Annotated in this window: 13 protein-coding genes and 1 pseudogene; 6 read left to right on the forward strand and 8 right to left on the reverse strand. The window is 63.6% G+C overall.

The genetic code is table 11. The annotated features are described in order from the left end of the window. Nucleotides 1-94: 94 nt before the first annotated feature. Together ACERIM_RS07290 and ACERIM_RS07295 are read left to right on the forward strand one after the other, a co-directional pair. The gene (locus ACERIM_RS07290) at nucleotides 95-1186 is read left to right on the forward strand and encodes an AI-2E family transporter (RefSeq protein ID WP_373631900.1); all 1092 of its coding nucleotides are present in this window, start codon (nucleotides 95-97) and stop codon (nucleotides 1184-1186) included. 90 nt (nucleotides 1187-1276) lie between these two features. Then, on the forward strand, nucleotides 1277-1960 hold the full coding sequence (locus tag ACERIM_RS07295) for a haloacid dehalogenase type II (protein WP_373631901.1): 684 nt from the start codon (nucleotides 1277-1279) through the stop codon (nucleotides 1958-1960). Between the two features lie 75 nt (nucleotides 1961-2035). On the opposite strand, the gene ACERIM_RS07300 is transcribed toward ACERIM_RS07295, so the two are convergent. Both ACERIM_RS07300 and ACERIM_RS07305 read right to left on the reverse strand, forming a co-directional pair. Then, nucleotides 2036-3454 carry an FAD-dependent oxidoreductase gene (locus ACERIM_RS07300; protein WP_373631902.1) on the reverse strand — a complete coding sequence of 473 codons (1419 nt, stop codon included), beginning with the start codon at nucleotides 3452-3454 and terminating at the stop codon, nucleotides 2036-2038. 163 nt (nucleotides 3455-3617) lie between these two features. Beyond that, nucleotides 3618-3992 carry a helix-turn-helix domain-containing protein gene (locus tag ACERIM_RS07305; protein ID WP_049966065.1) on the reverse strand — a complete coding sequence of 125 codons (375 nt, stop codon included), beginning with the start codon at nucleotides 3990-3992 and terminating at the stop codon, nucleotides 3618-3620. 169 nt (nucleotides 3993-4161) lie between these two features. On the opposite strand from ACERIM_RS07305, the gene ACERIM_RS07310 reads away from it, so the two are divergent. Next, nucleotides 4162-5208: an NAD(P)/FAD-dependent oxidoreductase gene (locus tag ACERIM_RS07310; protein WP_373631903.1), complete on the forward strand. Its 1047-nt coding sequence runs from the start codon at nucleotides 4162-4164 to the stop codon at nucleotides 5206-5208. Nucleotides 5209-5297: 89 nt separating this feature from the next. After that, a complete protein-coding gene (locus ACERIM_RS07315; protein WP_373631904.1) occupies nucleotides 5298-5717 on the forward strand; it encodes a VOC family protein in 420 nt (139 codons plus the stop codon). A gap of 62 nt (nucleotides 5718-5779) precedes the next feature. Here ACERIM_RS07315 and ACERIM_RS07320 read toward each other — a convergent pair. The 3 genes and pseudogenes from ACERIM_RS07320 to ACERIM_RS07330 all read right to left on the reverse strand — a co-directional run. After that, nucleotides 5780-6149, reverse strand: a pseudogene (locus ACERIM_RS07320) (DUF4157 domain-containing protein); the annotation flags it as partial. Nucleotides 6150-6175: 26 nt separating this feature from the next. Further along, nucleotides 6176-7138: a hypothetical protein gene (locus ACERIM_RS07325; protein WP_049906009.1), complete on the reverse strand. Its 963-nt coding sequence runs from the start codon at nucleotides 7136-7138 to the stop codon at nucleotides 6176-6178. Nucleotides 7139-7140: 2 nt separating this feature from the next. Next, nucleotides 7141-8430 carry a DUF4157 domain-containing protein gene (locus ACERIM_RS07330; RefSeq protein ID WP_084813337.1) on the reverse strand — a complete coding sequence of 430 codons (1290 nt, stop codon included), beginning with the start codon at nucleotides 8428-8430 and terminating at the stop codon, nucleotides 7141-7143. Nucleotides 8431-8527: 97 nt separating this feature from the next. On the opposite strand from ACERIM_RS07330, the gene ACERIM_RS07335 reads away from it, so the two are divergent. Together ACERIM_RS07335 and ACERIM_RS07340 are read left to right on the forward strand one after the other, a co-directional pair. Further along, nucleotides 8528-10711, forward strand: coding sequence for an ATP-binding protein (locus tag ACERIM_RS07335; protein ID WP_373631905.1), 2184 nt, complete (start codon nucleotides 8528-8530; stop codon nucleotides 10709-10711). 91 nt (nucleotides 10712-10802) lie between these two features. After that, nucleotides 10803-11396, forward strand: a complete 594-nt coding sequence (locus ACERIM_RS07340) for a DUF4255 domain-containing protein (RefSeq protein ID WP_006650982.1) — start codon at nucleotides 10803-10805, stop codon at nucleotides 11394-11396. Between the two features lie 63 nt (nucleotides 11397-11459). On the opposite strand, the gene ACERIM_RS07345 is transcribed toward ACERIM_RS07340, so the two are convergent. The 3 genes from ACERIM_RS07345 to ACERIM_RS07355 are packed head-to-tail and all read right to left on the reverse strand — an operon-like array spanning nucleotide 11460 to nucleotide 12735. Continuing rightward, complete coding sequence (locus ACERIM_RS07345) at nucleotides 11460-11921, reverse strand: phage tail protein (protein WP_006650983.1); 462 nt, start codon at nucleotides 11919-11921, stop codon at nucleotides 11460-11462. A gap of 26 nt (nucleotides 11922-11947) precedes the next feature. Continuing rightward, the gene (locus tag ACERIM_RS07350; RefSeq protein ID WP_006650984.1) at nucleotides 11948-12217 is read right to left on the reverse strand and encodes a DUF6760 family protein; all 270 of its coding nucleotides are present in this window, start codon (nucleotides 12215-12217) and stop codon (nucleotides 11948-11950) included. After that, a complete protein-coding gene (locus ACERIM_RS07355) occupies nucleotides 12214-12735 on the reverse strand; it encodes a hypothetical protein (RefSeq protein WP_006650985.1) in 522 nt (173 codons plus the stop codon). Before ACERIM_RS07355 ends, ACERIM_RS07350 begins: the two co-directional genes overlap by 4 nt. Between the last annotated feature and the right edge of the window lie 2 nt (nucleotides 12736-12737).

Consider the following 12737-nt stretch of genomic DNA (forward strand, 5'->3'; position numbering starts at 1 on the left):
CCCGGTCCGGTACCTCGGGCTGACGGTCACGAACCGATTACAGTGACACGTCCCGTAACGGGCGTTTTTGGCTCTTCCGCCTGTTGCGGTTCCCATGGGCGTCTTCGATAGCTGGGACGGCAAGCGGGTCGCCTGGGTCGGACTCGGTCTCGTCCTCGCGGCGTTGATCGGCCTCGCGCTTTTCCGGTATATCGGGCCCCTCCTGTTTGCGGTCTTTCTCTACTACGCGACGCGGCCGCTTTACCGGCGGCTGGACCAGTACATCGACCATCCGAACGTGACGGCGACGGTCACACTCTTGCTGGTCATCCTCCCGATGCTGGCCGTCGTCGCCTACGCGGTCGTCGTCGCACTCAGGGAACTCGACCAACTCCTCGCTTCGAGCGATCTCGAGGTCGTCCGATCGACCTTCCAGCCGTACCTAGGGGTAGTCAGACGGGGGAACGTCGATCGACTGCGGGAGGCGATCGCCTCCGGTTCGGGCGGCTCGGTCGCGAGCGCCCTCCGGCAGGGTCTGCCGGGGGTCGTCGGCCGGCTGCAGTCGGTCGTCGCGGCCGGCTTCGGGATCCTCGCGCGGTTCTTCCTCATGCTCACCTTCCTCTTCTATCTCCTGCGGGACGACTGGAAGCTGCGGCAGTGGTTCTACGAGAGCATCGACCACGACGAGGATATCGTCTCGTACACGCAGGCGGTCGATGACGACCTCGAGACGGTCTTTCTCAGCAACCTGGCGGTCATCGCGGTCGCAGCCAGCGCGGCCGTCGTCGTCTTCTACGGGCTCAACTACGTCGCCTCGAGCGGGCCCGTCGTCCCGACGCCGGTCCTGCTCGCCCTGCTCATCGGGATCGGGACGCTGATCCCGGCGGTCGGAATGAAGATCGTCTACGTTCCTTACGGACTGGTCCTCCTCGGGGTCGCACTGACGACGCCGACGCCGCTCTGGCATCCGATCGCCTTCCTCGCGCTCACGCTGGTCGTCGTCGACACCGTCCCTGACTTCTTCGCGCGGTCGTTCCTCTCCGCGCGCAGCGGCGTCCACATGGGGTTGGTTCTGCTTGGCTACTTCCTCGGCACGCTCGCGTTCGGCTGGTGGGGGCTGTTCCTCGGCCCGATCGTCGTCGTCCTCGCGGTCCACTTCGGGGAGACGGTCGTTCCGGGTCTGGCCAGCGATTTCATGTCGGAGTGACGGTCCGCGGCGCTGCTGCCGAGTACTGACGGCGACGGCCCCGTTTTTGGACCCCGCGAATTATCGACCCGGGGCCGCATAGGGGGTGACATGGCGTTCGATTCCGACGCGGTCGAGACCGTGACGTTCGACTCGTACAGTACGCTCGTCGACGTCGACGCGGCCGAACGGGCGCTGGCCGACCGGGTCGACGACCCCGAACCGATCTCGCGGCTCTGGCGGCTCCGCTCGCTCGAGTACACGCTCGTCGCGAACTTCCTCGACGCCTACCAGCCGTTTTACGAGATGAACCGCGACGCTTTGCAGTACGCGCTGGACGTCCACGGCGTCGACGTCGGCCCCGACGAGCGCGACGAGATCCTCGCGGTCTATCACGAACTCGAGGTCTTCGACGACGTTCGCGACGGCATCGAACGACTCCGCGAGGGCGGTTACGACTGTTATGTCGTTTCGAACGGCGACCCCGACATGCTCTCCTCGATGGTCACACACGCCGACATCGGCGACCTCCTCGCGGACACGATCAGCGCCGACGAGGTGGAGACGTTCAAGCCGGCCGCCGAACTCTACCGCCACGCGGCCGCCCGGACCGGCACCCCGATCGACGGGATCGTCCACGTCACCGCCGGCTGGTACGACGTCATGGGCGCGAAACACGCCGGCATGCAGGGCGCATGGGTCGACCGGAAGGGCCGCCCGTGGGAGCCGGTCGCCGGCGACCCGGACCTGACCGTGGCGTCGTTCCACGAACTGGCCGACGCGCTCGGCTGCTGACGCTCCGCGGAGCCCCCTCGTTTTCCCCGCGTGATCGCCGGCGAAACGGGTCGAGCGCCGACTGACTCGAGCGACTCAGTCCTGCAGGGCCCCGCCGAGGACCTTCGCCGCCACGAGGACGGGGTCCCAGGTGGTGTTAAAGGGCGGCGCGTACGCGAGGTCGTAGTTCTCCACGTCGCCGACGGTCGCGCCTTCCGAGAGCGCGGCGACGACGGCGTGGCTCCGGTGGACCGCGCCCTCGCCGTACTCGCTTGTGAGGCTGGCCCCGAGGACGCGTCCGGAGTCGCGGTCGGCGGTCAGCGTGAGCCGGACGTTCCCGCCGTCGGGGTAGTAGCCAGCCCGCGACTTCGCCGTCACCGTCTCGCTGACGGGATCGAAGCCGGCCGCGCGGGCCTCGTCGTGGTCCACGAGTCCGGTACGGGCGGCTTCGACGTCGAAGGCCTTGACAGCGGCCGTGCCGGCGACGCCGCCGCCCTCGGTCGGGGTTCCGGTAACCGTCTGCCCGATCGCGCGCCCGTGGCGGTTGGCCGTCAGCGCGAGCGGGACGTAGGTCGGCTCGCCCGTAACGACGTGGGTCGCCTCGGCGCAGTCGCCGGCGGCGTAGACGTCGGGCGCACTCGTCTCGCGGTAGGCGTCGGCCGCGATCGCGCCGGTCTCGCCGCGTTCGATCCCGGCGTCTTCGGCGAGATCAGTTCGGGGTCGTACGCCGGTGCCGAGCAGGACCATCTCGACCTCGATCCGGTCGTCGGCGGTGACGACGGCCTCGACGCGGTCGTCGCCCGCGAGTTCCCTGACCTCCGCCCCTAAATGGAGCGCGACGTCCTCGTCCCGGAGGTGATCGGCGACGTACTCGCTGGTTTCGTCGCTGAAGCCTTTCAAGACGCGGTCACCGCGCTGGAAGAGGTTCACCTCGAACCCGTTTTCGGCCAGCGCCTCCGCCATCTCGATGCCGATGTAGCCGCCGCCGACGACGCCGACGGGGCCGGTACAGTCCTCGAGGAAGCGACAGGCCGGCCCCCGGTCGGGCTGTTGAAACCCCTCGCCGTCGCGGGCGCGGGCGACGTACTCGCGGAGTTCCTTCCCGTCGCTCATCGAGCCCAGCGTGTAGACGCCCTCGCGGTCGGTGCCGTCGATCGACGGGACGACGGCTTCCGCGCCAGTCGCGATCAGGAGATCGCCGTAGGATTGTGTGACGGTCCCCGACTCGCTCTCGGCGGTGATCGTCCGGGCCTCGGTGTCGATCGTGACGACCTCGTGGCCCGTCCGGAGATCGATGTCGCGCTCCTCGCGGAACTCCTCGGGCGTGACCGAGACGAGGTCCTCGAGCGACTGGATCTCCCCCTTGACGTAGTAGGGCAGCCCACAGGCTCCGTAGGACACCCACTCCCCCTTCTCGAAGACGATGATCTCGCGGTCCGGTGCCTCGCGTCTGGCCTTGCTCGCCGCGGACATTCCGGCTGCGTCACCGCCGACGACGACGAACGGATCGCGCATACCGACCGTATCGTTGGGGAGCTACATAACTACTGACCGGACTGTCTCGGCCCGGCACCGAACCGGACCGCAGGGACGCCGGATCTAGAGGACTACCGTCGGTCGTTTCCGATGTAACTGTGACCGCCTGCGGTTGCACCAGGACATCGTTCCAGCAGTCCGATCAGGCGATCGACTCCGATTCGTCCGCCGCGGCCGCGAGGTGTTCGCGCCCCCACTCACGCATCTCCGTGATGACGGGCTCGAGCGACTGGCCGAGGTCGGTCAGCGAGTACTCGACGCGGACCGGTTTCTCGCTGACGATCTCGCGGTTCACGAGCCGTTTCTCCTCCAAGTCCTCCAGGGCGTCCGAGAGGACCTTGCTCGAGATGCCGTCGACCTCCGTCTCGAGGGCGTTGAACCCGAGCGGGCCGTTGGCGAGCAAGCGGTGAATGATAACAGTATGCCATTTCTTGCCCAGCAGCGTCGCGGTCGAGGTGATCGGGCACCACTCTTCGCCAGCACACCAGACCTCGAGTTCCCGCGTCGACTCTTCCATGCATGTGAGTTGGTGCTGGAGTCGTTTATAGTTACCACCCGTTACTGACTTACTATCAGTTACCGTTCGACCCAGATAGTCGGGCTGGCGCGGGTCACTTACCGGCCAGTAACCGGGTTACCTCAACGATAGCTGACAGTTATACGTGAGCGGTCGTAACCGAGTTACCATGAGTGAGTCAGATGGGACGACCCGCGATTCGATCGCAGCGGACCGCCAGTACGACGTCGCCGTCGTCGGCGGCGGCCCGGCGGGGCTGACGACCGCGCTGTACGCCGCGCGACTCGGCCACGAGACCGCCGTCTTCGACCGCGGCGGCGGCCGTGCGGCCATGATGCAGGAGACACACAACGTCATCGGCACGCCGGAGTCGGTGTCGGGCAACGAGTTCCTCTCGACGGCCGTCGACCAGCTCCAGTCCTACGGAGCCGACTACCGCCGTGAGTTCGTGACTGGCATCGAACGGGCCGGCGACTCGTTCGCCCTCGAGACGACCGAGGGACCCGCCGCCGCGGAGCGCGTCGTCCTCGCGACCGGCTTCAGCGACGAGCGGCCCGACCCGCCGCTGCCCCGGACCGGCCGCGGGCTGCACTACTGTCTGCACTGCGACGCCTACATGTTCGTCGACGAGTCGGTCTACGTGATGGGATCGGGTGAGAGCGCGGCTCACGTCGCGATGATCATGCTGAATTTCACCGACGACGTCGACCTGCTGCTGCGGGGCGACGAGCCGACCTGGAGCGATGAGACCGCGACCCTGCTCGAGGGCCACCCCGTCGATATCGTCCGCGAGGACGTGACTGGCGTCCGCAACGGCGACGACGGCTGGCTCGAGGCACTCGAGTTCGAGGACGGGAGCGTCCGCGAGTATCGGGGCGGTTTCGCGATGTACGGCAGCGACTACAACAACGACCTTGCAGCGTCGCTCGGCGCTGCGATCAACGACGATGGCACGGTCTCCGTCGACGACCACGGGCGCACGAGCGTCGACGGACTCTACGCCGTCGGCGACCTGACGCCCGGCCACAACCAGATCCCCGTCGCGATGGGCCAGGGCGCGAAGGCCGGCCTCGCGATCCACAAGGAACTGCGGGCGTTCCCGAAGTCCCTCGACGAACTCGAGGCCGAAGGGGCGGTTTCGGCGAGCGACGTTCCCGCGATGCCGGCCGCGTTGCGACAGCAGGCGAGCGACCTCGCTTCGATGGCGGACGACTGATGGCGTAAAGCGGTGGACGCCGCCGCGCCGGCCCCCGACCGCTGCCCGCAGACGGAAGCGTTTTTTCTTCGCGCTGGGACGACCGACTCATGACAGACTGCAGTGCCCACCACGTCGGTCTCACGGTCAGCGATCTCGAGGCGACGCTCGCGTTCTACCGCGATACCCTCGATCTCACCGTCGTCGATCGGTTCGCCGTCGGCGGCGAGGCCTTTTCCGACGCCGTCGGGGTCGAGGGTGCGAGCGCCGACTTCGCACATCTCGAGGCCGGCGGCGTCCGGATCGAGCTCGTCGAGTACGAGCCGGAAGCCCGGGGCTCACCGGCGGCGGGGCTCAACCAGCCGGGGGCCTCCCACGTCGGGCTCTCGGTCGACGACCTCGAGGCATTCGCCGCCGACCTCCCCGACGACGTGCCGACGATCAGCGGGCCGCGGACGACCGAGAGCGGGACCACGATCATGTTCCTGCGCGATCCGGAGGGGAACCTGATCGAGATCCTCGAGGCCTAACTGCCCGGAGTTCGTTCGCGCTCTACCGGTTTGCAGGCGAGCGTCGATCGGATCCGTTCTACGTCAGTCTCGCCGCGGTTGAACGCGACGTGGTTGCCGACGGTGAACGCGCGGGCGTTGATGTCCTCGCAGGCGGTGGCGGTCTGTGGGCCGGTGTGAATCCGGACATCACCCAGGTTGTCACCCATGCGCGCTTCCATGGCGCGCTGAATCGACGTGTCGAGTTGCTGGCCGGGCGAGGAGATCACTCACGCACCGAGTCGGGGACCTTCGTGTCACCGGCTTTCGCGTGGTCGTTGTGCGCGCCACGCGAGCGCTGGACCGACTTGTTGTGCCGGCGCTCGATGTCGGTCGGCACCTCGGCGGGACTTCCATGTCCCAAGGTTTGCCTCTCGTGTCGGCAGTCATGCCCTCGTCGAGCCAGCGCTGGATCCGGTGGTACGAGTGTCCATGAGTAGCTACGGGAGCGGCGTTTCTGTGTCGGAATCGTGGTAGTCTGGGTACATTTCTAGGAGTTTGTAGGCGGCGACGGCTTCGAGTCGGCCGTTCCCCAGCACGCGGAACTCCTCGGGTGGTTCGACACCCATGCGGACGAAGCAGTCCCGAACCTGGCACTTGAGATGATGATCGAGGTAGTCGCGGAAGTCCTCGATCGAGCGGGGGTCGATCGGTGGCAGCTCGAGTACCGTATCCGGGTCGCGTTCGAACGGGTCGTATTCGGGGTCGCTCGTGTGCTGTTCGCCGCTATCGTCGAGGTAGGTGGCGTACAGTGAGGAGACCGCATCGACGTACGTACCGTCCGCGAGGGTGACGTTTTCGTCCGCGGCGAGGGAGGCGAGGTCGTCGGCGAACGCACGCCACTCGTCGAGGTCGGCCGAGGAAAGCGTGTCGACGGCTTGCTCAGTGACCGAGTCGTTGGCGAGATCTAAGCCGTAGGCGTCGGCCATCTCCTGAGCGCCAGCCACAACGTCTGTCTCGAGTGGGTCGAGACCGAGGTAGAGGTTCTGGCGGTAGAGGACGTGATCGGACGCCAGCGGGGGCTCGGAGATCGGCCGGTCGGTATCGTAGTCGTGATAACTCCGAATTTGGCGATAGAAGTCGCCGAACAACTCCTCGAATTCGGGATCGGATAGGTCCTGAATGGCGAGTCTCACCGCGTTGATGCGCCCTGGATGCTCGGCTCGCGGAAGCGTATCGTACCCCCGTTCCAGATACACGCAGTACCGCGCGTACTTCCGAGCCTGCTCGTTGTATTCGTTCTCCGTAGGTGTCCGGTTCGCGGCCTTGTCATCGTACGTCTCGCACTGGTGGTACTTAATTTCGCCATCGAACTCCATCTCGATGACGTGTTCAGTGTCGTTGTTATCGCGGAGGTTCACACCCACCCGCTCGTCATTCTCTCCAGTAATAATTGCTTTCATGATTAAACGTTCCCTCCTTTCCCAACACCTTGTGAGACGCCACCGTTGTCGGATTTACCGAGCAGGTCGGTGACGGTTTGCTCGACGAGTTGCTCGATCTGCGTGTTGGCTTTCGTGGCCAGTTCGCTGACGGTTTCGGTGCCTCTCTCGTAGGCTTTGCCGGTCAACGTTTTGGTGACGTCTCCAGCGACGCCTTTGGCGACCTCTTGGCCGACTGCTGCGCCACCGATGGTGCCGACGCCCGGCGATACCATCGTGCCGCCGATCGCACCAAGTAACCCCCCGACTGCGCCGACGGCACCCTGCGAGACGGCTTTGCCGACACTGTCCAGCGTCGACTCTCCGCCAACAGCCGCCTCGACCGACGAGAGTCGATCTTTGATCTGGGAGACCTCCTCGGCGAGAGTGAGGTGATCGCTGTCGGCAGCCACCTGCTCGCGTGCCTGCTCAAGATGCTCCGCATCAGGCATCCGCTGGACGTGGACCTCGGATTTCCGCATGCGATGGACGCCGATCTTCCCGCCACGCATGACTCGCTGGGCCGTTTCTTCGGCTTCGCGTTCGAGGCGCTCGTCCGGGTCGATCTCGAGGGTTCCCTCTTGGGGAAGCATCGAGATCGCACCACCGGTTTGCTGGCGGACGTGGGCGAGTTCGTGGGCGAGGACGTGCTGTCCTTCGGCTGATTCGGGGTCGTACTCGCCGTGGTTGAACGCGACGTGGTTGCCGACGGTGAACGCGCGGGCGTTGATGTCCTCGCAGGCGCTGGCGGCCTGTGGGCCGGTGTGAATCCGGACGTCACCCAGACTGTCACCCATGCGCGCTTCCATCGCGCGCTGAATGGATGTGTCCAGTTGCTGGCCGGGCGAGGAGATCACGTCACGCACCGAGTCGGGGACCTGCGTATCTCCATCCCTGCTCGGTGCGTTGTGTGCGCCACGCGAGCGCTGGACTGACTTGTTGTGCCGGCGCTCGATGTCGGTGGGGACTTCGGTCGGGCGTTCCTGTTGGCGTTCCCGGAACGCTTCCATGTCCCAGGGTTTGCCCATCGTCTCCACGGGCATCCCTTCCTCGGCCCATGACCGGACTTGCTGTGGACCGTGATCACGTGCGAGTCGCTGGAGCTTGATGTCCAACCCGTCCTTGTAGAGGTCGACACCGAACCGCTCCCCCGAAGACTGGGCGGACCGCAGGTCGGTAGATTGAGACGACCGAGACGCCTGCTCACGCTTCCGGGCCGTGCCGGGAGACCGTTCGGCATCCTCGGTCACCTCACTCAGTGAGCGAGATCCCATCGATAGATTGATTTGATGGCCCACCCATATATTTCTTTATTCCAGCCGGAGTAAAGGAACCCGCCGATCGATCCTCTCCCGGACGAGTGCGAGAACGATGACCTACCAGAACTCCACCGCACACATCCTCGACGAACTCGCCTGTATCGATCACCTCTTACGCGAACTCACTGACAGCAAGCACGATGTCGCTTCGGATGCGACCCTCGCGGACACTGACCGACTCAGTCCCGACGGGACAGGAGCGCCCCTTCCGGACGAACCCCAATTCGTCATTCCCGACGGAATCCACGAGGAACTCGAACGCGCCCGGAGCGACATCGAAGCCCGACGGACTGCCGCCCGTGCCGACGGCGTCGACCTTCGGCTGGCCACCATCGCGGACGCGTTCGAACTTACGCGACGGCATCTGGACGTCCTTCTGCTCGCGTTACTCCCGGATGTCACTCCAACCGTCAGTGAACTATTCGAGCGACTCCACAACGACGCGAGCAAACAACGGCCGACGGTGAAACTCGTCGCTGGGCTGTTCTCCGCGACACCCGATGAGTTCCTCGATGCCACCGAGTTGTTCGGACAGGGGTCACCCCTCTCCGAATACGACCTCGTCGTCCTTGACCCACCCAGCGGACCCGGACAGTCCGACTCACGTCTGAACTACGAACTCCGCGTCGAGGAGCGGATCTACGCCTACTTGCTCGGTCATGGGACAGTCGACAGTCGACTCCGGACACCTGCCGACGTCGACGCGATCGATTTCGTCGACGCCGTTCTGACCGAACAGACTGCCGATGCCAGCCTCGACGACCTGCTCGTGGGTGATGATACACGCTCGACACTACGATCCCTGAAAAATAGCGATAGCCGCGGACGAAGGCTCTACTTCCACGGACCCCGGGGAAGTGGCCCACGACGAGCCGCAGCAGCCCTCTGCGATGACGACACCTTCCTCCAGATTGACCTGCCGACGACACTCGACGCTGGCCTACTCGACACTGTCGTTCGAGAGACGGCCATTCAGGGGCGTCCAGTGGTGGTTCTCGGTGCCGACACGGCGATCGTTTCGAACCGGGACACGAACCGGTCGTTGACGGCTGTTGTCGACCGATTCGCGCCGGTCGTCGAGGACGTGTTTCTCGTGGGTGAGTCTGCCTGGACGCCTTCGGGGACCAGCCGTCAACCCGTTGACGCACTCGTCGAGTTCGAACGACCGACGATCCAACTACGGCGTGAGTTCTGGCACGATCGAGCTGATGACCTACCGGACGAACTGGACCCCGAGCAGATGGCGAGTACGTACGACCTGACACTGGGACAGCTGGAGGCAGCGATAGCGGCTGCAGAGACCCTCGCTGGTGACGACAGTCCGACAGTCCAACAGATCCGTCAGGGCTGTCGGGCACAGTCATCGAGTGACCTTGCGGATCTTGCCCAACACGTTACCCCGTCCGTCTCCCGTGACGATGTTATCCTCCGGGATGAAACCGACCGAAAACTCGACCAGCTCCAGGCACATATCTCGAATCGTGGCCGTATCTACGACGACTGGGGTTTCCGGACCAAAGAGCAGAACGCCGGCGTGGTCGCCCTGTTCAAAGGAAAGCCAGGCACCGGGAAGACGATGGCCGCGGAAGCGCTCGCCAACGAGGTCGGAATGGACATCTACAAGATCGACCTGTCAAGTGTCGTGAGCAAATACATCGGGGAGACCGAGGAAAACCTAGAGCAGATATTCAAAGCCGCCGAACAGTCCAACGCTATCCTCCTGTTCGACGAGGCGGATTCGGTGTTCGGTGACCGGGCCGAAGTGTCCGATGCGACGGATCGGTACGCCAACGCCGAGGTGAACTACCTCTTACAGCGTATCGAGACCTACGACGGCGTCATCCTCTTGACGACGAACTACGCATCCAACATCGACGAGGCGTTCACCCGTCGGATCAACCACACGGTTCGATTCGAGTACCCACAGGAAGACACCCGAGATGCGATCTGGTCGGCTGCGTTTCCCGACGAGACGCCGACCGATAATATCGACGCTGAGTGGCTCGCCCAGTTCGAACTCAGTGGTGGTGAGATCGCCTCGCTAGCCAAGCGAATCGCTGTCGAGGCTGCCAGCAGCGATGCTAACTCGATTCGGATGAAACACGCTGTCCGGGTTCTCGAGCGTGACTTCCGTGACGCCGGACGTGTCGTCCGAGAGTCCGCGTTTGCCCCCTACACTGATGGGCTCAGAGAACCACCACAAAACTCCGAAGACGGACGACGGAGCCGACGATGACCACGGCCTTTTTCCGACAGCCGACGAACGAACGCCGTATGCGAGGGGAAGGAGTCTCACTACTGGTTCTGGCTCTCGTGGAGGCTGATCGATGACGTACGAAGCGATCCGACATGTGACAGAAGCTCTCGTCGACCTACTCGCTGAAACCGCTGCCTATCCGGAACTCCCGGTCAACCCCGACGAGATCGAACTGATCTCACCCGGGGACATCGATGCGAACTCGACCGTCCGAATCGGGCTCTATCCGTATCAAGTTCGCAAGGATGGCTCTGTTGGTTCCATGAACAAGACGCAAGTGGGAGACTCCGCACGACGTGACCCACCGACCCCGGTCACCGTCGACTATCTCGTAACGGCCTATCCCAGAGAAGACGAAGACAACGTCAGCGGTACCCTCGGCCAGCAGCAAGCGCTCGGACTCGTCTTCCAGACGATAGACGACGTAGGCGTGTTCGAACCGACGGAGATCGATGCCATCGATCAGGATACCCGAATCGGTCTCTCGATCACCGACCTTCCGTTGGAGCAGTTACTCTCCCTCTATGCTCGGTTCGACGCGACGTATCAGCCGTCGATAACGGTGGAAGCATCTCCCGTAATGATCCAATCGATAAACGAAGCTGCGTTCACACGTGTTGCACAACGGGATGTCGGCGTCAAAAAACGACCTGATACTGACTAACAGTCTCGTCTCCGGTCTACAGCTGGACAAGGTGAGTGCCTCGAGACTTGACCCCGAGGCGGTTTACTTGGGTGCGCCGGACAGTTTATTGAAATTCTTGTAGGCGAGTTCGATCGTTTCGATAGCGACGCCACCCTGATTGCCACCGATGAGGTCGGGTCCACGCCAGGTCGTGGGGTATGCATCGAGGAACTGCCAGCCCCAAGTGTTCGGCCCCATGAAGTTCTCCTTGACTTTCACCGTCACGTTCTTCCTCGTCAAGTTACCACTCATGACGTCTTGGATCCACTCCCAGAACGTTACGTCGTCCGTCAGCCCTCGCTGGAGGACGAGGTTAGCGTGTGCGAACTGGTCTGGAAGTTGATGGACGTACTCGTCAACACCGCCTTCTTGATACGAGACGGTCTCTAACTGCATCGCGATCCCGGAGACTTCCGAGAAGCCGGCGACGGATTCCCCGTCGATTACGACTTCGAAATTGTACTGTTTGTAGGGGCTTCCGTCAGACGTATTCGCATTTGACATGGTTTATCCGTGTTCTATCGTGGGGGCTACTCCTCGCGGATTTCGTCGAGCGACTTCGACAGCACCTTGCCACTGTCCTCGGCATCGAGGAAGTTGGGAGTCTGCTGTTCGGGCTGACTCGTTGATTGGCTGCCCTTGCTGTTGTTCATCTGCTCGTTGATCTCGCTGATCTCCTCACACCACCGCTGACGTTCCCAGTGGGGCATCTCCAGTACTTCTTTACGGCTCCATCCGAAGTGATAGGCCACGAAGGCTGCTTCTTCGAACAACACGTCAGGGTCGTGCAGGTGGATCATTCCGGTTGATTTCCCGTATCCACGTCCTCCTCGGTGGGCGAATCTCCGGTATCGGAGACAGTCGAGATATCTCTAGACTGAGTGTCGACGTTCGCACCTGCTGGCGTCATACCCGTTTCGGCGTTCCCACTGGATGGGTCGGCGAGATGAGCTCCGGTCTCGACCTCAACGGCAAACTGCTCACCACAGTCGGGGCAGACCGTGTCGACCGCGTTCACACCGCCGTTGTTGACGCGTTCGTACATCGTCTGCAGGTACTCGAGATCCGAGACGAAGAGGTTCTGAATGACTTCCTCGTCGATGGTCTCGAGTGACCCGAGGTCGGTGACGGTCCGCGCGAGCAGAACGACCGTTAGATACGACGAGTTCGACTGGACGCGCGGATTATTCAGCGGCTGGATCTCGTCTGCAGCCGTTGCACGCCGCATACGACCCTCCTTATGGAGCGTCCCTTCGTCGTCTACGTATCCCTCTGGGAGGGTGAACTCGAACTCGGTCTGGAGTGTCTCTTGGGTCATCG

It is taken from the genome of Natrinema sp. H-ect1 (genome assembly GCF_041821105.1).
In the GTDB taxonomy this organism is placed as follows: Archaea; Halobacteriota; Halobacteria; order Halobacteriales; family Natrialbaceae; genus Natrinema; species Natrinema thermotolerans.

What these genes read in the sequence shown, in the direction of transcription:
- ACERIM_RS07290 (WP_373631900.1), top strand. Translation starts at nt 95, where the DNA reads ATGGGCGTCTTCGATAGCTGGGACGGCAAGCGGGTCGCCTGGGTCGGA.
- ACERIM_RS07295 (WP_373631901.1), top strand. Translation starts at nt 1,277, where the DNA reads ATGGCGTTCGATTCCGACGCGGTCGAGACCGTGACGTTCGACTCGTAC.
- ACERIM_RS07300 (WP_373631902.1), bottom strand. Translation starts at nt 3,454, where the DNA reads ATGCGCGATCCGTTCGTCGTCGTCGGCGGTGACGCAGCCGGAATGTCC.
- ACERIM_RS07305 (WP_049966065.1), bottom strand. Translation starts at nt 3,992, where the DNA reads ATGGAAGAGTCGACGCGGGAACTCGAGGTCTGGTGTGCTGGCGAAGAG.
- ACERIM_RS07310 (WP_373631903.1), top strand. Translation starts at nt 4,162, where the DNA reads ATGAGTGAGTCAGATGGGACGACCCGCGATTCGATCGCAGCGGACCGC.
- ACERIM_RS07315 (WP_373631904.1), top strand. Translation starts at nt 5,298, where the DNA reads ATGACAGACTGCAGTGCCCACCACGTCGGTCTCACGGTCAGCGATCTC.
- ACERIM_RS07325 (WP_049906009.1), bottom strand. Translation starts at nt 7,138, where the DNA reads ATGAAAGCAATTATTACTGGAGAGAATGACGAGCGGGTGGGTGTGAAC.
- ACERIM_RS07330 (WP_084813337.1), bottom strand. Translation starts at nt 8,430, where the DNA reads ATGGGATCTCGCTCACTGAGTGAGGTGACCGAGGATGCCGAACGGTCT.
- ACERIM_RS07335 (WP_373631905.1), top strand. Translation starts at nt 8,528, where the DNA reads ATGACCTACCAGAACTCCACCGCACACATCCTCGACGAACTCGCCTGT.
- ACERIM_RS07340 (WP_006650982.1), top strand. Translation starts at nt 10,803, where the DNA reads ATGACGTACGAAGCGATCCGACATGTGACAGAAGCTCTCGTCGACCTA.
- ACERIM_RS07345 (WP_006650983.1), bottom strand. Translation starts at nt 11,921, where the DNA reads ATGTCAAATGCGAATACGTCTGACGGAAGCCCCTACAAACAGTACAAT.
- ACERIM_RS07350 (WP_006650984.1), bottom strand. Translation starts at nt 12,217, where the DNA reads ATGATCCACCTGCACGACCCTGACGTGTTGTTCGAAGAAGCAGCCTTC.
- ACERIM_RS07355 (WP_006650985.1), bottom strand. Translation starts at nt 12,735, where the DNA reads ATGACCCAAGAGACACTCCAGACCGAGTTCGAGTTCACCCTCCCAGAG.